Source organism: Photorhabdus hindustanensis (assembly GCF_002968995.1).
GTDB classification, from domain to species: Bacteria; Pseudomonadota; Gammaproteobacteria; order Enterobacterales; family Enterobacteriaceae; genus Photorhabdus; species Photorhabdus akhurstii.
Genome location: NZ_PUWT01000024.1, coordinates 49,011 through 70,669, shown reverse-complemented (window position 1 = coordinate 70,669; position 21,659 = coordinate 49,011). Strand labels below are relative to the sequence as shown.

At 44.4% G+C, this 21,659-nt stretch carries 21 protein-coding genes and 1 tRNA gene; 17 read left to right on the top strand and 5 right to left on the bottom strand.

What is annotated here, in order from left to right:
• Positions 1-260: 260 nt before the first annotated feature.
• Together C6H66_RS10445 and C6H66_RS26750 are read left to right on the top strand one after the other, a co-directional pair.
• The gene (locus C6H66_RS10445) at positions 261-1,328 is read left to right on the top strand and encodes a collagen-like protein (protein ID WP_248000657.1); all 1,068 of its coding nucleotides are present in this window, start codon (positions 261-263) and stop codon (positions 1,326-1,328) included.
• A complete protein-coding gene (locus C6H66_RS26750) occupies positions 1,288-1,578 on the top strand; it encodes a hypothetical protein (RefSeq protein ID WP_248000655.1) in 291 nt (96 codons plus the stop codon). Before C6H66_RS10445 ends, C6H66_RS26750 begins: the two co-directional genes overlap by 41 nt.
• Before the next feature lie 399 nt (positions 1,579-1,977).
• On the opposite strand, the gene C6H66_RS10440 is transcribed toward C6H66_RS26750, so the two are convergent.
• Positions 1,978-2,583: an HD domain-containing protein gene (locus C6H66_RS10440; RefSeq protein ID WP_105395551.1), complete on the bottom strand. Its 606-nt coding sequence runs from the start codon at positions 2,581-2,583 to the stop codon at positions 1,978-1,980.
• Positions 2,584-2,593: 10 nt separating this feature from the next.
• Entirely contained in the window at positions 2,594-3,586 is a 993-nt protein-coding gene (ygfZ, locus tag C6H66_RS10435) for a tRNA-modifying protein YgfZ (protein WP_105395550.1), read from the bottom strand.
• Positions 3,587-3,763: 177 nt separating this feature from the next.
• On the opposite strand from ygfZ, the gene sdhE reads away from it, so the two are divergent.
• A complete protein-coding gene (gene sdhE, locus C6H66_RS10430; protein WP_036777610.1) occupies positions 3,764-4,030 on the top strand; it encodes an FAD assembly factor SdhE in 267 nt (88 codons plus the stop codon).
• Complete coding sequence (locus C6H66_RS10425) at positions 4,011-4,427, top strand: protein YgfX (RefSeq protein WP_046394521.1); 417 nt, start codon at positions 4,011-4,013, stop codon at positions 4,425-4,427. The genes sdhE and C6H66_RS10425 overlap by 20 nt, the downstream gene beginning before the upstream one ends.
• Positions 4,428-4,449: 22 nt before the next feature.
• Here the strand turns inward: C6H66_RS10425 and fldB are convergent, their stop codons facing one another.
• Positions 4,450-4,968, bottom strand: coding sequence for a flavodoxin FldB (gene fldB / locus C6H66_RS10420; protein ID WP_046394522.1), 519 nt, complete (start codon positions 4,966-4,968; stop codon positions 4,450-4,452).
• A 107-nt stretch (positions 4,969-5,075) separates the two neighbouring features.
• Here fldB and xerD point away from each other — a divergent pair, with 107 nt between their 5' ends.
• The 9 genes from xerD (at position 5,076) to C6H66_RS10375 (ending at position 13,735) form a co-directional block, all read left to right on the top strand.
• Positions 5,076-5,987, top strand: a complete 912-nt coding sequence (gene xerD, locus C6H66_RS10415) for a site-specific tyrosine recombinase XerD (protein ID WP_046394523.1) — start codon at positions 5,076-5,078, stop codon at positions 5,985-5,987.
• Between the two features lie 23 nt (positions 5,988-6,010).
• Positions 6,011-6,712, top strand: coding sequence for a bifunctional protein-disulfide isomerase/oxidoreductase DsbC (gene dsbC / locus C6H66_RS10410; protein WP_046394524.1), 702 nt, complete (start codon positions 6,011-6,013; stop codon positions 6,710-6,712).
• A gap of 5 nt (positions 6,713-6,717) precedes the next feature.
• On the top strand, positions 6,718-8,451 hold the full coding sequence (gene recJ / locus C6H66_RS10405; RefSeq protein ID WP_046394525.1) for a single-stranded-DNA-specific exonuclease RecJ: 1,734 nt from the start codon (positions 6,718-6,720) through the stop codon (positions 8,449-8,451).
• Between the two features lie 157 nt (positions 8,452-8,608).
• Positions 8,609-9,707, top strand: a protein-coding gene (gene prfB / locus C6H66_RS10400; RefSeq protein WP_105395549.1) for a peptide chain release factor 2 whose coding sequence is annotated in 2 segments (ribosomal slippage) — positions 8,609-8,683 and positions 8,685-9,707 — 1,098 coding nt in all. Because the reading frame shifts where the segments join, the coding sequence is not laid out codon by codon here.
• Positions 9,708-9,716: 9 nt separating this feature from the next.
• Complete coding sequence (lysS, locus tag C6H66_RS10395; RefSeq protein ID WP_046394526.1) at positions 9,717-11,231, top strand: lysine--tRNA ligase; 1,515 nt, start codon at positions 9,717-9,719, stop codon at positions 11,229-11,231.
• A 150-nt stretch (positions 11,232-11,381) separates the two neighbouring features.
• A tRNA-Gly gene (locus tag C6H66_RS10390) sits at positions 11,382-11,455 on the top strand.
• Positions 11,456-11,701: 246 nt separating this feature from the next.
• On the top strand, positions 11,702-12,334 hold the full coding sequence (locus C6H66_RS10385) for a CatB-related O-acetyltransferase (protein WP_105395548.1): 633 nt from the start codon (positions 11,702-11,704) through the stop codon (positions 12,332-12,334).
• Positions 12,335-12,509: 175 nt separating this feature from the next.
• Positions 12,510-13,424 (top strand): Rpn family recombination-promoting nuclease/putative transposase, encoded by a 915-nt coding sequence (locus tag C6H66_RS10380; protein ID WP_105395547.1) that lies wholly within the window; start codon positions 12,510-12,512, stop codon positions 13,422-13,424.
• 101 nt (positions 13,425-13,525) lie between these two features.
• Positions 13,526-13,735: an RpnC/YadD family protein gene (locus tag C6H66_RS10375; protein ID WP_105395546.1), complete on the top strand. Its 210-nt coding sequence runs from the start codon at positions 13,526-13,528 to the stop codon at positions 13,733-13,735.
• 373 nt (positions 13,736-14,108) lie between these two features.
• Here C6H66_RS10375 and C6H66_RS10370 read toward each other — a convergent pair whose 3' ends face one another.
• Entirely contained in the window at positions 14,109-14,876 is a 768-nt protein-coding gene (locus C6H66_RS10370; protein ID WP_105395545.1) for a DJ-1/PfpI family protein, read from the bottom strand.
• 176 nt (positions 14,877-15,052) lie between these two features.
• Between C6H66_RS10370 and C6H66_RS10365 the strand changes: the two genes are divergently transcribed.
• Positions 15,053-16,024, top strand: a complete 972-nt coding sequence (locus C6H66_RS10365; RefSeq protein ID WP_105395544.1) for a GlxA family transcriptional regulator — start codon at positions 15,053-15,055, stop codon at positions 16,022-16,024.
• Here the strand turns inward: C6H66_RS10365 and prpR are convergent.
• Complete coding sequence (prpR, locus tag C6H66_RS10360; protein WP_105395543.1) at positions 16,021-17,697, bottom strand: propionate catabolism operon regulatory protein PrpR; 1,677 nt, start codon at positions 17,695-17,697, stop codon at positions 16,021-16,023. The genes C6H66_RS10365 and prpR overlap by 4 nt on opposite strands.
• Before the next feature lie 300 nt (positions 17,698-17,997).
• Here prpR and prpB point away from each other — a divergent pair, with 300 nt between their 5' ends.
• Genes prpB through C6H66_RS10345 form a run of 3 tightly spaced genes read left to right on the top strand, consistent with a single transcriptional unit; the run spans position 17,998 to position 21,621 of the window.
• Positions 17,998-18,888, top strand: a complete 891-nt coding sequence (gene prpB, locus C6H66_RS10355) for a methylisocitrate lyase (protein ID WP_105395542.1) — start codon at positions 17,998-18,000, stop codon at positions 18,886-18,888.
• A gap of 60 nt (positions 18,889-18,948) precedes the next feature.
• Positions 18,949-20,115: a bifunctional 2-methylcitrate synthase/citrate synthase gene (prpC, locus tag C6H66_RS10350; protein WP_105395541.1), complete on the top strand. Its 1,167-nt coding sequence runs from the start codon at positions 18,949-18,951 to the stop codon at positions 20,113-20,115.
• A gap of 54 nt (positions 20,116-20,169) precedes the next feature.
• Positions 20,170-21,621, top strand: a complete 1,452-nt coding sequence (locus C6H66_RS10345; protein ID WP_105395540.1) for a bifunctional 2-methylcitrate dehydratase/aconitate hydratase — start codon at positions 20,170-20,172, stop codon at positions 21,619-21,621.
• Positions 21,622-21,659 lie beyond the last annotated feature (38 nt).

The window sequence follows — 21,659 nt, the reverse complement described above, 5'->3', positions numbered from 1 at the left end:
ATAAATACTTGCCTGATTAATTTTCATGGGAGTTATTTTTCTGGCCTGCCTGTTGTTGAGGTATCCATATTCTTTGCCAGAAAAAATCGATGTTTTTGCCTTGGCTAATTTGGTGATTAGCCAGAGCGAAATTCTGACTATTAGCAATATTAGTGACATAACCGGTAGTGATAGTAATAGGAATTTTTCAACTTGGTCAGATGGATAATTAATATATGAAGTTATTCTAAACGTATAAATTTAAACTTAGGAGAGTTCTCATGGATAAAATAAGAACGGTTGCTGAGACGTTGGCAATATTACATCAATATCATCATCCGTTTGGCTTGGAGCGACAGCCAAAGCAACTTAAGACCTCTGACTTTGACGGGCCGGTAATATTCTCTAACGATCTGAAAACGGCTACTGTGCCGCCTGCGTTTTTTACAGTACAAACGATACAAGAGCTGAAAGCACTCAACGGCGTGCCTGACAGTCAGTATAGCTCTGGAAAAATGGAATCCCATCATCCGTTACCTGAACCGTTTTCTGTTGAACGGCTGGTAAACGTCCCGGCTAACCATATTGATTTGTGCAAGGCCTTTAGTGCTTATATCTATGGTGATTCTGCTTTGGTCAAAGATTATGAAGAAATGCTCAATGCTAAGCGTTTTCCGATGAAAGTTGCGTTCTACAGTGGCGACGAAATTACTATAAGTAAAGATAATCCGTTGATTATCAGAGATAAAGATAACCGTGGCGAACCGGTTGTCTTAGTGTACAACAAGATAACTATTGAACCGGAAGGCAAAGTGATTTGCTACACCAATGGCAGGATTGAAGCAAATGTTATTCAAGGTAGCTCATATGACCTTACCAGTAGAGGGAAAGATGGAAAAGATGGTGCTGTTGGTACAAATGGAAACAGTGGCGCTGATGGTGCTAAGGGTACTCCTGGGCTTCAGGATAAACATAAGTGTATAACGAACCCTTCACCAGGTTCTGATGGAACTCATGGTTCTTCGGGAGTGCGGGGAGCGGATGGCGAATCTGCTAAGGCGGGGGATAAACTAACTATTGCATGTCCTTATGTGAGAGGAACAGTAAATTTGTGGTCGGCGGGAGGTAATGGAGGTAATGGTGGTGATGGCGGTCATGGAGGTGATGGTGGTAAGGGGGGAAATGGGGGTTATGGCAGTTTCTTTGAGGTTATTGACTCTAATCATCGTCATATTACTACTAACTCACTGTGTCAGTCTGGGCTTGGAGGGAACGGAGGAAATGGAGGCGATGGAGGAGATGGGGGTAATGGAGGTCATAGTGGGGATGGGGGGGGACATATATTTTAGCTACTCCGAAGGCGATCCGCGCATCAATTGTGGGGCATTCCAAGGTTTTGCGGGAGCGGGCGGTAGGCCGGGATGGAGAGGGAAAGGCGGTGATGGCGGTTCTACATTAACTAATACTGGGAATGGAGATACAACGTCGAATATTACCGGAAAGTTCGGTCAGGCGGGTGTTGATGGAAAGTCGGGGGAGCCAGGAGAGCGAACAGGAAATGCGGGACGGATATATGTTAACGGCAAATTGCAAAACTGATTACGATAAAGAAAGTTTGTTTCCGTTTCCTAAATACAAACTGTTTGGAAACGAGTGAGCTAGAGTTTTCGCCTGTATCGCATTAGTTTATTAGGGATAGCGAGGTTGACTACTATTAATAGTGCAACGATTTGGTTTAGCTGGCGATAAATAGCAATCTTGTTCCAGGCAATCCAATTTACTTGAACACAACGACAGAAGACTTGGTATCTAACCAGCAGATACAGTGATTGAGGTGAATAATTTGGATGATGTTGTTAGAGTGTTAAGTTGGTGTTGGAACGTGCATCGTTGATTACCTATCTAGTGTTAAAACAACCGTAGTTTGTAGTTAATTCAGTGCACCATATGGTTAATGTGTGCACTGAATTCTGAACGCTCTCAAATTTTCGAGAAAAGTTATTTCAACCAACCTTTCTTCTGTGCGGTTTCCAATTGCGGCAGCAGATACTGCCATAATTCAGGATAGACATCGGCAATAAATTTATTGCGGTTAATTACTTGCTCAAAACGAATACCATCTTCTACCCAACTCTGCCCTTTATTATACAGATTCATCAGCATCGGCATGAGTCTATCCAGTGTAAGGGCAAAGCGGGCGTCTTGGCTTTCTTTGGCTTCATACTCTTGCCAAAGTGACATAAAATAACTTTTTTGTGGTTCGGGGAGTAAACCAAAAAGACGGTGGGCGGCTTTGACTTCCTGTTCATGAATGGCCTCACGGGCTGCTAAATCGTAAACCATCACATCACCGGCATCAATTTCTACAATATCGTGAATTAATGCCATTTGAATAACCCGCTGGATATCTACCCCTTTTACATAGGGCGCAAAACTCATTGCGGCGATAGCAAAATGCCAACTATGCTCGGCTGAATTTTCCCGACGATAGTTATCCAGCAACTTAGTTCGCCGCTGAACTTTTTTCAGCTTATCCAGCTCCATCAAAAAACCGATGACATTAGTAAAAGGGCCAAAATCAACGGTAGGTACTGCTAACGACATATAAACCTCATCAATTATTTTCTTCATCGAGAGAATAAGGCAGAGGCTGAATAGCGAGTGAATGTCCTTCATCGTCGCGGACACGGAATACACTATGATTTTCCATATCGTTATTCATGACGACTTGTACCCAGACACTATTATCATTCAGTTTAACGGCAGCCAAAACGGTGCCTGTTCTCCGCCACTTATCTCCTAATTGCCATTCCAAATCATCTCCAGCCATAGGAGTTTTGGTAGCACTGCCAGCCAGCCAGTACATGGCGCGTTTATTGGCGCCGCGATATTTAGCGCGGGCCACCATTTCCTGACCGGTATAACACCCTTTTTTAAAACAGATACTTCCTGCCAATGCTTGGAGGTTAGTTGCCTGAGGAATAAATTGCGTACTATTTGCGGCATCAATGATCGGGAAACCAGCTTCAATATCCAGAGCTAACCACTGTTCGCTGTTATTAAGCTGAGCTTGAAGTTTTTCTGTTAATTGTTCAACGGTTGCGGTGTTTGTTATCAAGAGGAAACGTTCAGACGGCAAGGTAAAATGGAGCAAAGTCGTAGTTTCATGTTCAACGACAGCATTATCAGCATCGGGTAGTGTTGGGAAAATATTATTCAGTGCCTCGCGGCAGTTTTTACCTGCAACACCGAGCAATACCGCATTTTCATCTTGAACTAGCGTAATTTTAGAGAATACGGCATATTTTTTCAGTTCTGTAAGCTGGTTTTCCAACACACTGCGACGTTCAATATAAGCAAGGCTTTCACCACGATGGAAGAGGCGCAGATTACTCCACATTTTGCCTTTTGCATCACAATGCGCACTAAGTACATGCTGATTCGTTGCAAGTGCGGAAATATCTGCTGTAACCTGACTTTGTAGATATTTTTCTGTATCCGGTCCAGTTGCGGTTATCAGGCCCCAGTCATCCAGTGATATTAATGTCAGGGGAAGGGTTGATGAAGACGATGGAGATTGTGAAGAGAACGGAGTTTTATAAGCCATGACACATCCTGCCAGTCAGATATTTGAGCCAATGATGCATCAATGGTAAAAGAGCTGAAGCACAATGCAAGTAGTTATTATTGCTATTAGCTGGCATGATGCATGAGTTTGCCGGGCGACTTAATGGCTAATGGCGTTAAAACTAACAATGAGAATTAAAAAGGGGATTCTTTGAACATGGATATTGATAATAAAGCACGTATTCATTGGGCATGTCGACGTGGAATGCGTGAGCTGGATATTTCAATTATGCCGTTTTTTGAGTATGAATATGACTCACTCAGTGATGATGATAAACGACTTTTTATTCGCTTGCTTGAATGTGCTGATCCTGATCTATTTAACTGGTTGATGAATCATGGACGCCCGGCAGATGAAGAGCTATTTCGCATGATTAAACTTATTCAGAATAGAAATAAAGATCGTGGTCCTGTGGAGGTGTGATCTCAGGGTATCTTGGCATACCCAGTTAATTTCCACCTGTGTTCATGGTGTAATCGCGCTTATAGTGCTACTTGCTCCGTGGCCTGCGGATAACGCTGTTTTCTGGATTTTCTGGCTTCCTTTGGTACTGTTGATTATTGCCAGTTGGGGGCGTAGCCAGAAAAATATCCGTAAATCACAAGGGCTTTTAGTTCTGTTCAGTGATAATAAGTTGCAATGGAAGAAGCACGAGTGGCGAATTATCCGGCGTCCGTGGTTATGTCGCTATGGCATATTAATTACGGCTCAATCTTTTTATAACCAGAAAAAAATCCGTTTATGGGTCGCATCCGATGGTATGTCACAGGATGAATGGAGGCATATTAATCAACTGTTGTTGCAATATCCTGATATCTGATTGAGCTGAAATTTTTCTGAATTTAAAGCAGAGGCTCCATTTCTTGCAGGATTTGCATACACCATTGCGATAAACGATCATCAGTTTGTTCATACTGGTTTACGTCATCTAATGCCAGCCCGACAAATTGTGAGCCATTATCCGTTAATGGTTTCGGGCTGGTAAATTCATAGCCTTTGGTTGGCCAGAAGCCAATGAAATGGACACCTGAAGGGCGTAAATGGTGATATAGCATACCGAGAGCGTCAAGAAACCAATCGCTATAATCAATTTGATCGCCCATACCATACATGGCGACAATTTTCCCCTGTAAATCGAGGGAAGGAATTTGCTCCCAAATCTCCAACCAATCTTCCTGTAATTCGCCAAAATCCCATGTCGGAATGCCAAGAATCAGTACAGCGTACTCTTCCATTAATTCAGGTGTTGTCTCTTTGATATTGTGGAGATCAACTAAATCTTCACCGAGGATATCGCGAATTTTCTCTGCTACCATTTCGGTGTAGCAGGTGCTGGAGCCGTAAAAAAGACCAATCTTCATCATTAATCATTATGGTTTTTGAATATCTGGATTGGCATTGTAACAGAATAATTGCTTTTTCAGGCATAATAGCCGACAGAGATGTGCAGATTTAAGGGAAGTATTTCGTGTCAAAACAACCAACTCAGTTGACTAATCCACTGATAGAACAATTTCTTGATGCTATCTGGTTGGAACATGATCTCGCGGAAAATACGCTTGCTTCTTACCGGTTGGATTTACAAGCACTGGATAACTGGTTGATACATCATGGTCATAATTTATTATCTGTCCAGACGATAGATTTGCACTCTTTTCTGGCGGAACGTATGGATGGCGGGTATAAAGCCAGTAGCTCGGCCCGTTTACTCAGTGCTATGCGCCAGTTGTTTCTCTATTTTTATCGGGAAAAAATGCGGGAAGATGATCCGACAGCGCTTTTGTCCGCACCGAAATTACCAAAGCGATTGCCTAAAGATTTGAGTGAAAAGCAGGTCGAGGATCTACTTAATGCGCCCTGTACAGATCAGCCGGTGGAGCTAAGGGATAAAGCGATGCTTGAAGTGCTTTATGCCTGTGGTTTGCGGGTATCTGAGCTAGTAGGGTTGACCCTTTCCGATGTCAGCTTGCGTCAAGGCGTGGTGAGAGTGATTGGTAAAGGGAATAAAGAGCGGTTAGTACCTTTAGGGGAAGAGGCGATTTACTGGCTAGAGCATTATATGGAGTATGGAAGAGCCGGGTTACTGAATGGTGCAACGCTGGATGTGCTTTTTCCTAGCAAACGGGGGCGACAAATGACCCGGCAGACTTTCTGGCATCGTATTAAACATTATGCGCTGTTGGCTGGAATCGATGCTGAACGGTTATCTCCCCATGTTTTGCGTCACGCATTTGCCACACATTTGCTTAATCATGGCGCTGATTTGCGAGTTGTGCAGATGTTATTGGGGCATAGTGATCTATCCACAACACAAATATATACTCATGTAGCAACAGAACGGCTTAAATTGCTACATCAACAACATCATCCGCGTGGGTGAGCACGGATTTAAAGGAACCTAAAATGAAAAAAAGCGTGTTATGTTTCCCTCTGTTACTGGCCTGGTTTAGCGGAAATGCGCTTGCTGATGATGATGCTGTCCATAGAACGATGCAGAAACTAGGGATAAAAGCAGAAAACATCCAGCCATCGCCTATTGTTGGTTTAAATACGGTAGTGACCGAGCAAGGGATCATTTATCTCTCTGATGACGGGAAATATTTATTGCAAGGGCCAATTTATGATGTCAGTGGCAGCGCTCCTGTGAATGTCAGTAATCAATTGTTGATGAAAAAGCTGGAAGCAATGACAGATCAAATGATTATCTACAAAGCGCCAAAAGAGAAGCATGTCGTTACCGTTTTCACGGATATTACCTGTGGTTACTGCCATAAATTGCATGAAAACATGCAAGAGTACAATAAACTGGGTATTACTGTGCGCTATCTGGCGTTCCCCCGTCAGGGTATGCAGCACCAATCTGCTAAAGATATGCAATCTATCTGGTGCAGCGCAACACCGCAGAAATCATTGGATGCTGCGTTTAAAGATGGAGATGTTTCGCCAATTAAGAGCTGTAAAGTGGATATTGCTAACCATTACAAATTGGGTCTCCAGTTTGGCGTCCAGGGAACGCCAGCGATTATCCTTAAGGATGGCAGTCTGCTAGGTGGATATATGCCGCCAGAGGCTTTGGCAGCGGCACTGGCGCAACGTGGTAAATAAGTTTAGTGAATATTGAAACACAACTTCGTCGCCGCCCGGTGGTGGATGACAGTCATCTTCCACAACAGATTCATCCATTACTGCGTCGTTTATATGCCATTCGTGGTATTCAGCAAGCTGATGAATTGGAGCGTGGCGTTCAAGGCTTATTGAATTACCAACACTTGAGTGGCGTGGAACAGGCGGTGGCGCTCTTGTTGACAGCACTTCATGAACACTGGCGTATTGTTATTGTCGGTGATTTTGATGCTGATGGGGCAACTAGCACGGCATTGGCGATCCGATCATTACGCTCGATGGGATATCGCCATCTGGATTATCTGGTGCCAAATCGTTTTGACGATGGTTATGGTTTAAGCCCGCAGGTGGTCGAAGAGGTCGTCAAAAAAGGCGCTGACCTAATTATTACCGTGGATAATGGTATCTCTTCCCATGAAGGAGTTGCGGCTGCCCATCAGCACCGTATGAAAGTGATTGTCACGGATCACCACTTGCCGGGCGATATTTTGCCGGCTGCCGATGCCATTATTAATCCCAATTTATCCGATTGCTCTTTCCCATCTAAATCTTTGGCAGGGGTTGGCGTCACGTTTTATCTGATGTCGGCTTTAAGGACGGCATTGAGAAAAGATCAGTGGTTTGAAAAGCAAGGAATTACTCTACCGAATCTGGCAGAAATGTTGGATTTGGTTGCGTTAGGCACGGTTGCCGATGTTGTACCTTTGGATGCCAATAACCGGATTCTGGTTTATCAGGGATTGAATCGCATTCGCGCAGGGCGTTGCTGTGCGGGAATTCGGGCATTATTGGAAGTTTCCAAACGTGATGCTTATAAGCTAGCAGCCAGCGATTTGGGTTTTTTTCTGGGGCCAAGACTGAATGCCGCCGGTCGCCTCGATGATATGTCCATTGGCGTCACTTTATTGCTAACTGACGACATGGCAAAGGCGCGCCAGATAGCTTGCGAACTGGACAGTCTTAACCATACCCGGCGTGAAATAGAGCAGGGAATGCAACAAGAAGCCCTGCAAATTTGTGACAAACTTGAACGTACCAGCACTGAGCTGCCTTATGGGCTGGCGCTTTATCATCCAGAATGGCATCAGGGAGTAGTCGGCATTCTGGCTTCTCGCATTAAAGAACGTTTTCATCGGCCTGTGATCGCTTTCGCACCGGCAGGGGACGGTATTTTGAAAGGTTCTGGTCGTTCAGTGCAGGGATTGCATATGCGTGATGCGCTTGAGCGGCTTGATACGTTGCATCCGGGGTTGATACTTAAGTTTGGCGGCCATGCAATGGCGGCGGGTTTGTCACTTGAGCAGGATAAATTTGAACAATTTCAGCGTCACTTTTCTGCGTTAATGGCGGATTGGTTAGATATTTCGCAACTTGAAGGTGTTATCTGGAGTGATGGTGAACTAGCGATCAATGAACTGTCATTGGACATTGCAGAGATGTTGCGTGATGGCGGTCCTTGGGGGCAGGCATTCCCGGAGCCGGTTTTTGACGGTAAATTCAAACTACTGCAACAGCGTATTGTTGGAGAGCGTCATTTAAAAGTGATAGTAGAGCCATTAAACGGTGGGCCGATGCTGGATGGTATTGCGTTCAATATTGATCCTACCCGCTGGCCGGATAACAGTGTCCGCGAAGTAGAACTTGCCTATAAACTGGATGTTAATGAATTTCGTGGCAACCGTAATGTACAGCTTTTGATCCAGCATCTCTGGCCTTATTAATCGTTTGATAGGCAGATAGTCAGTCACTGTCACGTACTCTTGTATGAATACGTGACAAATCTGTTGAAGTGCTATAAACCCTGTGTCGAATCCGCTACAATACGCGGTTCGAAAATTATCCATTTATCTACGACTACACAACGTAAGACACGAAAATATGTTTGAAATTAATCCGGTAAAAAACCACATTCAGGACCTGTCTGAACGGACAACGGTTCTGAGGGGGTATCTTTGACTATGATGCCAAGAAAGAACGCTTAGAAGAAGTTAATGCTGAACTGGAACAGCCTGATGTTTGGAATGAACCGGAGCGGGCACAGGCTTTGGGTAAAGAGCGCTCTTCACTGGAAGGGATTGTTGAGACTATCGATCAGCTTGAGCAAGGTCTGGAAGATGTACAGGGCCTGCTGGAATTGGCAGTAGAAGCTGACGATGAAGAGACTTTTAATGAAGCGGTGGTAGAGCTGGGACAGCTTGAAGACAAGTTGGGTGAGTTAGAATTTCGCCGTATGTTTTCTGGTGAGTATGACAGTGCTGACTGCTATCTTGACTTGCAGGCCGGCTCTGGCGGCACCGAGGCTCAGGATTGGGCAAGTATGCTGATGCGTATGTATCTGCGTTGGGCTGAATCCAAAGGTTTTAAAACTGAAATTATAGAAGAATCAGATGGTGAGGTGGCTGGCTTGAAATCAGCGACTATCAAGATCATGGGTGATTATGCTTATGGTTGGTTACGTACTGAAACTGGTGTGCACCGTTTGGTACGTAAAAGCCCATTTGATTCTGGCGGTCGTCGCCATACTTCATTCAGTTCTGCTTTCATCTATCCCGAAGTGGATGATGATATCGATATTGAAATTAACCCGGCGGACTTACGTATCGACGTTTATCGCGCATCCGGCGCGGGTGGGCAGCACGTTAACAAAACAGAATCTGCGGTGCGTATTACCCATATTCCAACCAACATTGTGACTCAGTGTCAGAATGATCGTTCTCAGCATAAAAACAAAGACCAGGCGATGAAACAGCTAAAAGCGAAGCTGTATGAACTGGAAATGCAGAAAAAGAACGCCAATAAACAGGAAATGGAAGAGAATAAATCCGATATTGGTTGGGGTAGTCAGATTCGCTCTTATGTTCTGGATGACTCACGCATCAAAGATTTGCGCACCGGCGTTGAAACACGTAATACACAAGCGGTGCTGGATGGTGATCTCGATAAATTCATTGAAGCAAGCCTTAAAGCTGGCTTATGAGGAACTAAAATGTCACAACAACAACAGGGTGCTGAGCAGGCTCCCGATTTAAATAATGAACTGCAAACCCGCCGCGAAAAACTGGCTACTTTACGGGAAAATGGTATTGCGTTCCCGAATGATTTCCGTCGTGAAAATATTTCAGAAGATTTGCACGCCAAATACGACGACAAAACTCAGGAAGAGCTGGAAGCACTGAATATTGAAGTGACGGTTGGCGGTCGTATGATGACGCGTCGCATCATGGGTAAGGCTTCTTTCGTCACGCTACAAGATATGGGCGGTCGTATTCAGTTATATGTTGCCCGTGACGATCTGCCGGAAGGTATTTATAACGAACAGTTTAAAAAATGGGATCTGGGAGACATTCTGGGCGCGCGTGGCAAACTGTTTAAAACTAAAACCGGCGAACTTTCTGTTCACTGCACCGAACTGCGTCTGCTGACAAAAGCGCTGCGTCCATTGCCGGATAAATTCCACGGTTTGGCTGATCAAGAAACTCGTTACCGCCAGCGTTATCTGGATCTGATCGCCAACGAAGAATCGCGCAAAACTTTCCAAATTCGCTCTCAGGTCTTATCGGCCTTGCGTAGCTTTATGGTCAGTAAAGGCTTTATGGAAGTGGAAACGCCAATGATGCAGGTTATTCCTGGCGGCGCCTCGGCACGTCCATTTATTACTCACCACAATGCGCTGGATATTGATATGTATCTGCGTATTGCGCCGGAACTTTACCTGAAACGTCTGGTTGTTGGTGGTTTTGAGCGTGTGTTTGAAATTAACCGCAACTTCCGTAATGAAGGCGTATCTCCGCGCCATAACCCTGAGTTCACCATGATGGAACTCTACATGGCGTATGCGGATTACAAAGATCTGATCGTCCTGATAGAAGAGCTGTTCCGCACGCTGACGCAGAATATTTTGGGGAATACTCTGGTTAAATATGGCGAGCAGGAATTCGATTTCGGTAAACCATTTGCCCAAATGACCATGAAAGAGGCCATCTGCAAATATCGTCCTGAAACCAAAATGGCTGATTTGGATGATATGGACAAAGCGGTGGCTATCGCTGAATCTCTTGGCATTGAAGTGGAAAAAGGTTGGGGTCTTGGTCGTGTTCAGTGTGAAATCTTTGAAGAAACGGCTGAAAGCCATCTGATTCAACCAACATTTATCACTGAATATCCGGCAGAAGTTTCTCCGCTAGCGCGTCGTAATGATGCAAATCCGTTTATCACTGACCGTTTTGAATTCTTTATTGGTGGACGTGAGATTGGCAACGGCTTCTCAGAATTAAATGATGCCGAAGATCAAGCGGAACGTTTTGCTGAGCAGGTTCGCCAGAAAGACGAAGGCGATGACGAAGCCATGTTCTACGATGAAGATTATGTAACGGCTTTGGAACACGGTATGCCGCCTACAGCCGGCTTGGGTATTGGTATTGACCGTATGATTATGTTGCTGACAAATAGCCATACCATCCGTGACGTCATTCTATTCCCGGCAATGCGCCCGCAAAAATAACAGCTTGAATTAAATTTTAAATTCCAACTCCTCTGTAGCATAACTGCTAGGGGAGTTTTTATTTTCAACTGCCTTAAATATAGACAACTGAAACAGATAATGGCTTGCTGATGCCAACGAAGTCGCTATAATAATTTATGTTATCCCCAAGCGAGCGTAGTTCAATGGCAGAACGAGAGCTTCCCAAGCTCTATACGAGGGTTCGATTCCCTTCGCTCGCTCCAGTTCTGTATTATTTCTAGAAAATGCTGTCGTATTGAAAATATACCTTTTGATATGATGTAAATTAAATCAAAAGAATTTACGAATGATAATCAATATAAGTTAATAATTAACTCATCGTTTAATATGAAAAGAATCCCGTTATTAAATCAACCTCGAATCGGCTAGGCGTGATGTATTTTGAGTGCGAATACATCACCATAGAAAGCATTCTATGGTAAATAAATAATTAATAGAGACTATTTACCATGAAAGAAAAACATTGGTCAAAAATCCAATTTTTACATGAAGCTATAACTAATCAAAGTATTGTCATCAAAGGAACCCATAGCTATTATAGCGATTGCTGGAGTGGCGGTTTTGAAGAATCTGTCGTTCGCTATTTGTATGGTGATAAGATCAGTCTTCAATGGGAGTCTAAGTGGCCAATTGATAAATTGTATATTGGCGATTATGTTTGTATAGGTGCTGAAACTATCATTCTTATGGGTGGAAACAATACACACAGAGCGGATTGGTTCTGTTTATATCCATTCATGGAATATATTGAAGACGCCTATGTAGGCAAAGGTGACACGCATATTCATGATGGCGTGTGGCTTGGTATGCGTTCAATGATTATGCCCGGCGTTACTATTGGAGAAGGCGCTATCGTTGCTGCTAATAGCGTTGTCACTAAAGATGTTGAACCATATAGTATTGTTGCTGGCACACCTGCGAAATTAGTTAAATATCGCTTTGAGCCGCACATTATCAATGAGCTACTGGCGTTAAAGATATATGATTGGTCAGAAGAGAAATTTAATGCTTTAAAACCCTATCTCTGTTCTTCGGATATTAAGGCATTAAGATCTGCTGTAAGATTATATTTAAAAGAATAGTTAATTAGGTTGGATTCGGCTAATAATAAATATCATTTTTCACAATGTTTTATTACTGAATTATTTAACCGAAGTCTATTATTTGTTAGCTTAAATACCGTTTCGACATTTAAGTCGCAAACGGTGTTTATTTAATATTCCTTCAATATAAAAGAAAATATGCTATTATCCTCTTATGAAAAGAAAAAATACACCGACGCCACATGATGCTATTTTTAAAAAGTTTTTAAGTCATACTGATACCGCCAGAGATTTTCTAGAGATACACTTACCTGCGACATTACGGGCAGTTTGTGATCTTGATACACTGCGACTGGAATCGGGGTCATTTATTGAGGACAATCTGCGGGTACATTATTCCGACATCCTGTATTCATTAAAAACTACGCAGGGTGAGAGTTATGTGTATTGCGTGATTGAACACCAGAGTTCCCCGGATAAGATGATGGCATTCCGGCTGATGCGTTACAGTATTTCAGCGATGCAATGGCATTTGGAGCAGGGACATAAAAAATTGCCGCTGGTTATTCCGGTGTTGTTCTATCACGGGAAAACGCGGCCATATCCGTGGAGTACCAACTGGTTTGATTGCTTCGATGCTTCGGCTCTGGCGGAAGAGATCTATTCCAGCGCGTTTCCGTTGGTAGATGTGACGGTAATCCCGGATGATGAAATCCTGACGCACAAACGGGTTGCGCTACTGGAAATGGTGCAAAAGCATATCCGGCAGCGTGATATGATGGAGTTACTGCAAAAACTGGCCATACTGCTGGCGTATGATTACTATACGGAAGAGCAGCTAGAAAGCATGCTAAACTACATATTACTGGTGGGAGATACCGCCGATCCAGAAGGTTTTATCCGGCAACTGGCAGAACAGTTCCCGAAGTATGAGGAGGTACTGATGACAATAGCGCAAAGACTGGAACATAAAGCACGTCAAGAAGCACTTCAAGAAGGATTACAGAAAGGTGAAAAACGGGCGAGTCTGAAAATCGCGCGTGCATTGATGGATAATGGTATCGATCATGAAACGATAATGAAAAGTACAGGGTTGAGCCAGAACGAACTTGAACAAATACATCACTGATTCGTGCTGAGAGCCGTAATCGGTATTTAAAGATTCGTGTTAGAAGAGGGGCTTGTCCAGCGAGTAACGGACCGTCCCCTAGAAATATGAGGAGGTAATTGATGACAATAGCGCAAAAACTGGAGCAGAAAGCGTTCCAAGAAGGATTTCTGGAAGCATATCAAGAGGCATACCAAGAAGGATTACAGATAGGTGGAAAACTGGCGCTTGTGAAAATCGTGTATGCAATGATAGACAATGGTATAGACCATGAAACGATAATTAAAATCATTGTGATGAGTCGGAGTAAGATTGAACAAATAGCCGATTAACTTATGCTGACACCTTATTGGCATGAAAATTCGTGTAATATAATAGGTGCACAGAACTTTACATAGAAGCTGTATATTATTTGGATAGGTTTAAAATCATACTTTTTCTGTCTGGGATTGAGTTTTTTAATTGAAATAATATTTGAATAATTAAAGAATATTCCTTAAATATAATATTCGAAACATAGTAATCCGATAAATTTTCTCTTGGAAGCGGCAACCGGATTGGTTGCCTATACCTTTTAATCTAAAAAAACAAATCTGGATTTATGCACTTATGAATTAGTCGTTCTCAGAATAGAAAATATTTCCGTTATTGGTAAATAATCGACCGCTGAAACAGGTTGAATTAAGCCATCATACGAAAATAGATTCAGTAGATATCTGATATTCTCTTGGCGCTTTTAATTAAGATTTCTTTGTAATCAGGCGTCTGTTTTTCCACATTGTAAAATATAGCTTGAAGCGTGGCATGAGTTATTTCTTTGCCGGCGAATTCTGGCATGCCGCTATTGAACGGTGGTTCTGGGCTATATTGCATTGCCAATTGGACTGCTTGTGCATATTCTTCACCTTTGATTTCGGCAAGCAATGTTAAACCGAAATCAATACCTGCGGTGACTCCACCTCCAGTAACCCGGTTTCTATCAATAACGACTCTTTTATTAACCGGTATTGCACCGAATTCGTTGAGATCGTCTATCATCGACCAATGAGTCGCCGCCTGATACCCTTTTAGCAAGCCTGCGGCCCCTAACAGGATAGATCCTGTACACACGCTTGTGACCCAGGATGCTTTACTTCCCACTTTATGCATCCAATCAAGCATGTCTAATTCGGTAAGCAAAGCATAAGGATTTCCTGTACCGGGAACACACAAAATATCCACTTTATCTAATTGTTCAAATGTAGTGCTCGGCGAGAATGATATATATTCCAGCTCAGTACGCACCGGAAGTAAATCGCGCCAAACATATTCGATATTTAACCATCCTCCTACTTCAAGAACTGTTGCGGGACCAATCATATCAAGCGGCGTCATGCCTGGAAAAATGACAAAGGCGAGAGTGGGTTTTTCTCCAGCCGATGCTTTCGTTAACGAAGATAATGCCGCAGGATGTTCCTTAGATGTGTTTTTCATGGCGAAGTTTTCCTTATCGAGATTGAAACGAGAACTGAAATTCATATGCCGCTATTTTTAGCGATCGCTGAATATCTGTATTCCCGGTAGTAAATTGATGGAACAACTGTAACCGTAAACTAATTGGCGTATATGCCAATATTGCGACGATTTACGCCAACTGCCATAATTGCCTTATGGACATTAAAACGCTCTATTTTCTAATCTTCCCCAACGTAAATCTGCTGGACCTTTCAGGACCATTGCAGGTCTTTACCACAGCCAATGAACTAGCAGAGAAAGCCGGTCACAGGCGGCCTTATGCCATAAAAGTCGTGGCTTGTGAACCCGGGCAGGTGATGACGCAGGCAGGAATAACTGTGCAGGCAGAACCCCTACCTGAGCTGGATTCTCCCGCTGATACTCTGATCGTTGCAGGAGGTATTGGCGTTGAATCAGCGTCGAACCATTTGCCATTACGTGATTGGTTAAAGGATCATGCATCGCTGGCCCGGCGTATTGTGTCTATATGCAGCGGGGCATTCATTCTGGCTGCTTGCGGGTTGCTTGATGGTCGCAGAGTCGTCACACACTGGAGTAGTTGTGCCGAGCTGGCCCGGCGTTACAGTAAATTGCGGGTAGAATGTGATCCCATTTTTATTCAGGATGGCCCGGTGTGGACTTCTGCTGGCGTCACCGCAGGCATTGATTTGGCTCTGGCATTGCTGGAGGAGGATTTCGGTCATAAATTGGCGCTGGATGTTGCGCGGGATCTCGTTATGTTTCTCAAACGTTCTGGTGGACAGGAGCAGTTTAGTACGCCACTGGCGTTACAAAGCAGCACGAGTAAATTTTCAGATTTGCACGCTTGGATGACCAACAATTTGGCGGGCGACCTTTCAGTGGCAGCTTTGGCCGCTCGTGCCAATATGAGTGAGCGCAGCTTTGTGCGCCACTATGGCCAACATGTAGGAATTACGCCAGCCAAGGCGGTGGAGCGATTCCGCTTGGAAGCGGCGCGTCAACTTTTAGTTGAATCTACGCTATCGCTCAAGTGCATAGCCTCCCGTTGTGGTTTCGGCTGTGAAGATACTTTACGTCGTAGTTTCTTCCGGGCATACGGTAGTACTCCACAGGATTATCGTAAGCATTTCAAGACGACGTTTTAAATCACGTTTTCGTTAACGTTCGTTCCTTCATTCCCGGCCAATTCTTGTTTCAGTCGTCGCCACAATGTAGTGCGGCTAATTCCCAGGTACTCCGCAGCGGCTTGGCGATCGCCAGAAAACCGTTTCAAGGTTTCATGGGCTGAAAGTGGTGCAACAAGTGAGGATTGTTCAGTCAACGAAGGTTTTATACTTTTTTCTGCCAGCTTGAATGTAGATTTACGCTCCGGTGAAAGGGCTAATATCAATTCCGGTGTTAAGGTATGCTCAGGATGAGCACTGAGATATAACGTTACCCGTTCCATGAGATTACGTAATTCCCGGACATTGCCGGGCCAATGATAGGTTTGCAATGCTTCCTGACAGGCAGCAAGTTCTTGCACTCTTGATGGTGATACCGGCAAGTTCAATGCAGCAAATGCTCGTCGCAGATATTCCAGCGCCAATATACCAACATCGTTGCCCCTTTCTCTGAGGGCCGGAATGTTGATCCGTAATACACTCAAACGATAGAACAAGTCTGTTCGGAAACGCCCCTCTTGCACCCAAGTATCCAGATCGCAATGTGTGGCGCAGATGATCCGAACATCAACGGCAATAGGGCGGTGTCCTCCTACTCTGACAACGGATTTTTCTTCTAGTACCCGCAATAGCCGCGTTTGCAGAGGCAGTGGCATTTCACCAATTTCATCCAAAAATAACGTGCCTCGATGGGCAACTTCAAAAAGACCTGCACGCCCTCCACGTCGTGAACCGGTGAAGGCCCCTTCCTCATAACCAAACAATTCAGCTTCCAATAGGGATTCAGCAATGGCGCCGCAGTTAACGGCGACAAACGGGCGTTGATGTTTACCTGCGATCTGACCATACCGCAGAGCATATTCGTGGTGAATGGCTTGTGCTACCAGCTCCTTCCCTGTACCACTTTCCCCTTGTATTAGCACTGTGGCAGGCGAGCGGGCGTATAACATGATAGTGTTGCGTACGTGCTCCATGACTGCTGAATCTCCCCGGATATCATTGAGAGTATGGCGGGTACGCAAACTATTCTCGGTTGGATAGGCAGAAATTGAGGCTTGGTTGAGCTTGGTCATTCTGGCGATATCCAGAGCATCACGGAATGCCTGGCGAATAGAATTAGCGGAGTAGACAAAAACACCCACCAATTCAGCTTCATAGGCAAGATCGGTAATCAACCCGGCACCGACAATCACTTTAATGCCGATGGCTTTTAGTGCATTGACTTGGGCCCGTGCGTCTTCTTCCGTTACGTAACTGCGTTGTTCAATACGCAGGTTAAACCGTTGCTGAAATTCTTCTAGCGCAGGTAACGTGTTCTGATAGGTGATAACACCAATACGAGAGCTGATTTGTCGTGCGCGGGCTAATGCCTGCATAAAATCAAATCCGCTGGCTTTGGCGATAATAACGGGCACTGACAAACGGCTTTTAAGATAGGCGCCATTAGAACCGGCACAGAGCACAGCATCACAACATTCAGTTGTTAACCGTTGACGAATATGCTGAACCGCATTTTCAAAACCGAGTTGGATAGGCGTGATATTGGCCTGATGATCGAACTCTGGTGTGATATCACGGAAGAGATCAAAAAGACGGGAAACAGATACTGTCCAAATGACCGGTTTATCACGTTCTGTTGACGGTATTTCTGCCATGCTATTCCTCTATCTGTACGCTGTTTTCGTTTTTTCCACCACAATAGTTCAATGTTTCGCAATTGTTTCATTCGTGTTTCGTGAAACGTAATTGATTCATTATGAAACAGGTGTGTTTTTCTATCAATGGTACTTTCCTACAAACTAATAAATATTTTTATCGCCATTTTTCAATTAAAAAACAAAATATTAACTTTATTTTGTGTTTGTTTTTTAAAATCGCCAGTAATTTTTATTTTATTGGTACATATATTGCTAGGTAACAAATGTGTTTCATTATAATAACAACGAGGTCCTAACATGGCGCTTTCCTCTGCTGGTTTGGCATTGCGTCAGGCTATAGAAGCCGAATCTCCACTACAGATCGTTGGCGCCATTAATGCGAATCATGCGTTGCTGGCTAAACGGGCGGGCTATAAAGCCATCTATCTTTCTGGTGGTGGTGTATCGGCGGGTTCATTGGGGATGCCTGACCTGGGAATTTCAACGCTAGATGATGTGTTAATAGATATTCGTCGTATTACGGATGTATGTGATTTGCCATTGCTGGTGGATGCTGATATCGGTTTTGGCTCTTCTGCCTTTAATGTGGCACGTACAGTGCGCTCAATGATCAAAGCAGGGGCGGCGGGGTTGCACATTGAAGATCAGGTCGGTGCGAAGCGCTGCGGTCACCGCCCGAATAAAGAGATTGTATCCAAAGAGGAAATGGTTGATCGCATCAAGGCAGCAGTCGATGCCCGTACTGATAAAGATTTCGTCATTATGGCTCGCACTGATGCCTTGGCTGTTGAAGGATTAGCTGCGGCTCTTGACAGGGCAAAAGCCTATATCGAAGCCGGGGCAGATATGCTGTTTCCTGAAGCGATCACTGAATTACACATGTATCAAGCATTTGCGTCAACAACCGGGGTTCCAATACTAGCCAACATCACCGAATTTGGTGCGACTCCACTTTTCACGACTGAGGAGTTGAAAAGTGTGGATGTTTCCATCGTGCTATACCCGCTTTCTGCTTTCCGAGCAATGAATAAAGCAGCTGAGCAGGTTTATGCCACACTCCGTCGCGAAGGGACGCAGAAGAGTGTGATCAGCATGATGCAGACTCGCAACGAGTTATATGAAAGCATCAATTACTACGATTTTGAACAAAAACTGGATGTGCTTTTCTCCCAGAAAAAGTCTCAATGATGGACAGTTCCACCTAATTTCATCGTTTTATATGGCATAAAAACAGTAGAGGTGATACCCATGAGCGAACAGAACACGATGACTGAGTTAACCACTTTCAAGCCTAAAAAATCGGTAGCCCTTTCTGGCGTCAGTGCGGGTAACACAGCGCTTTGTACCGTTGGAAAGACCGGTAATGATCTGCATTACCGTGGTTACGATATTCTTGATCTTGCGACCCAGTGTGAATTTGAAGAAGTTGCATACCTACTGATTCACGAAAAATTGCCTTCCTGCGCTGAACTGGCTGCCTATAAAACGAAATTACAAGCATTACGGGGTCTGCCGAGTAGCGTAAAGGCAGCACTGGAAACATTGCCCGCAGCTGCCCATCCGATGGATGTTATGCGTACAGGCGCCTCTGTTCTTGGTTGTACATTGCCTGAGAAAGACGATCACAACCTTGCGGGAGCGCGTGATATTGCTGATAGATTACTGGCCTCTCTCAGCTCCATGTTGCTCTATTGGTATCACTATAGCCATAACGGACGCCGCATTGAGGTGGAAACGGATGATGAGTCGATAGGCGGGCATTTTCTGCACCTCCTGCATGGTAAAAAACCCAGTGAATCGTGGGAAAAAGCCATGCATACCTCCCTAATTCTTTATGCGGAACACGAATTTAATGCTTCGACATTTACCAGCCGGGTTATCGCAGGAACTGGTACGGATATCTACTCTGCCATTATCGGAGCGATTGGTGCACTAAGAGGACCAAAACATGGTGGAGCAAATGAAGTCTCTTTTGAAATTCAACAGCGTTATGAAAATCCTGATGAAGCAGAGAGGGATATCCTGGCGCGATTAGAAAGAAAAGAGGTCATTATCGGCTTTGGTCATCCGGTTTATACCATTTCAGATCCCCGTCACAAAGTGATTAAAAATGTGGCTCTACAACTTTCCAAACAGGCAGGAACAACCAAAATGTTTGATATCGCGGATCGAATAGAAGCGGTGATGTGGGCCAATAAGAAAATGTTCCCGAACCTTGATTGGTTCTCTGCGGTTTCTTATCACATGATGGGTGTGCCAACTGCGATGTTTACACCATTGTTTGTGATTGCTCGTACAGCGGGGTGGGCTGCTCACATCATTGAACAGAGGATTGATAACAAAATTATTCGTCCTGCGGCTAACTATACTGGGCCGGAAAATCAAGTATTTATGCCAATTAGTAAACGTGGGTAACGCTATTTTTGATGCACAGATCCCTGTATACGTGTTTTTTAACAAGGAATTATTATGTCTACCTCTGTTGTAAGCAATCGCCCTGAATATGATCAAGTGATTGTGGATATTGTGGATTATGTTATGGAATACGCCATCACATCATCCGTCGCCTATGAAACGGCTTATTACTGCTTTCTAGATACGTTAGGTTGTGGGTTAGAGGCACTGGAATATCCGGCTTGTAAGAAATTGCTAGGGCCGATTGTGCCGGGGACAGTGGTACCTAATGGTGTGCGTGTGCCGGGAACACAGTTTCAACTCGATCCGGTACAGGCGGCATTTAACATTGGTGCGATGATCCGATGGCTAGACTTCAATGACACATGGCTTGCCGCTGAATGGGGGCATCCATCCGATAACCTCGGTGGCATCTTGGCAATAGCTGACTGGCTATCAAGAAATGCCGTTGCTGGTGGGAAAAAGCCGCTCATGATCAAAGATGTTTTACAAGGTATGATTAAAGCGCATGAAATTCAGGGCTGCTTGGCATTAGAGAATGCATTCAATAAAGTCGGTTTAGATCACGTTGTGTTGGTAAAGGTGGCTTCGACGGCTGTTGTTGCTGAAATGTTGGGATTGAATCGGGAAGAGATCCTTAGCGCGGTATCATTGGCTTGGGTTGATGGTCAATCACTGCGAACTTACCGTCATGCTCCTAATACCGGTTCACGTAAATCTTGGGCTGCCGGCGATGCAACCTCCCGCGCGGTTCGTTTGGCTTTGATGGCGCAAAAGGGTGAAATGGGGTATCCCTCGGTATTAACCGCAAAAACGTGGGGATTCTATGATGTCTTGTTCAATGGTCAGCCTTTCAAATTCCAGCGTACTTATGGCTCTTATGTGATGGAAAATGTGCTGTTCAAAATCGCTTTCCCGGCGGAATTTCATGCACAAACCGCAGTGGAAGCCGCAATGAGCCTGCATCAGCAGTTGAAAGACGCGGGTAAAACTATCAATGACATTAAAAAAATTACTATTCGTACCCATGAGGCTTGTATTCGGATTATTGATAAACAAGGCCCGTTAAACAATCCTGCGGACCGAGATCACTGTATTCAGTACATGGTGGCGATTCCTTTGATTTTTGGCCGTCTTACTGCGGCGGATTACGAAGATAGCGTTGCGGCAGATCCCCGCATTGATGCACTGCGGGAAAAAATAGTGTGTGTTGAAGATCTTGATTTTACCCGTGATTATCACGATCCAGAAAAACGCTCTATTGCTAACGCATTAACTGTTACGTTTACAGATGGCAGCCGGCTTGATGAAGTTAAAGTCGAATTCCCCATCGGCCATGCTCGCCGCCGTAAGGAAGGCATTCCATTATTGCTGAAAAAATTCAGCACTAACCTGGCACGCCAGTTCCCTGAAACACAGCAAAGCAGAATCCTGTCTGTTTCTCTTGACCGTTCATCACTGGAAAACATGCCTGTAAACGAATACCTCGATTTGTACGTTATTTAAATTTGTCATGCTATCGGCGGCCGCTCTCCCAAGTGCCG

Bases quoted from the DNA above. Each gene is read 5' to 3' on its own strand.
- C6H66_RS10445 (WP_248000657.1), top strand. From the start codon at position 261: ATGGATAAAATAAGAACGGTTGCTGAGACGTTGGCAATATTACATCAA.
- C6H66_RS26750 (WP_248000655.1), top strand. From the start codon at position 1,288: ATGGAGGTCATAGTGGGGATGGGGGGGGACATATATTTTAGCTACTCC.
- C6H66_RS10440 (WP_105395551.1), bottom strand. From the start codon at position 2,583: ATGTCGTTAGCAGTACCTACCGTTGATTTTGGCCCTTTTACTAATGTC.
- ygfZ (WP_105395550.1), bottom strand. From the start codon at position 3,586: ATGGCTTATAAAACTCCGTTCTCTTCACAATCTCCATCGTCTTCATCA.
- sdhE (WP_036777610.1), top strand. From the start codon at position 3,764: ATGGATATTGATAATAAAGCACGTATTCATTGGGCATGTCGACGTGGA.
- fldB (WP_046394522.1), bottom strand. From the start codon at position 4,968: ATGAAGATTGGTCTTTTTTACGGCTCCAGCACCTGCTACACCGAAATG.
- dsbC (WP_046394524.1), top strand. From the start codon at position 6,011: ATGAAAAAAAGCGTGTTATGTTTCCCTCTGTTACTGGCCTGGTTTAGC.
- lysS (WP_046394526.1), top strand. From the start codon at position 9,717: ATGTCACAACAACAACAGGGTGCTGAGCAGGCTCCCGATTTAAATAAT.
- C6H66_RS10385 (WP_105395548.1), top strand. From the start codon at position 11,702: ATGAAAGAAAAACATTGGTCAAAAATCCAATTTTTACATGAAGCTATA.
- C6H66_RS10380 (WP_105395547.1), top strand. From the start codon at position 12,510: ATGAAAAGAAAAAATACACCGACGCCACATGATGCTATTTTTAAAAAG.
- C6H66_RS10375 (WP_105395546.1), top strand. From the start codon at position 13,526: ATGACAATAGCGCAAAAACTGGAGCAGAAAGCGTTCCAAGAAGGATTT.
- C6H66_RS10370 (WP_105395545.1), bottom strand. From the start codon at position 14,876: ATGAAAAACACATCTAAGGAACATCCTGCGGCATTATCTTCGTTAACG.
- C6H66_RS10365 (WP_105395544.1), top strand. From the start codon at position 15,053: ATGGACATTAAAACGCTCTATTTTCTAATCTTCCCCAACGTAAATCTG.
- prpR (WP_105395543.1), bottom strand. From the start codon at position 17,697: ATGGCAGAAATACCGTCAACAGAACGTGATAAACCGGTCATTTGGACA.
- prpB (WP_105395542.1), top strand. From the start codon at position 17,998: ATGGCGCTTTCCTCTGCTGGTTTGGCATTGCGTCAGGCTATAGAAGCC.
- prpC (WP_105395541.1), top strand. From the start codon at position 18,949: ATGAGCGAACAGAACACGATGACTGAGTTAACCACTTTCAAGCCTAAA.
- C6H66_RS10345 (WP_105395540.1), top strand. From the start codon at position 20,170: ATGTCTACCTCTGTTGTAAGCAATCGCCCTGAATATGATCAAGTGATT.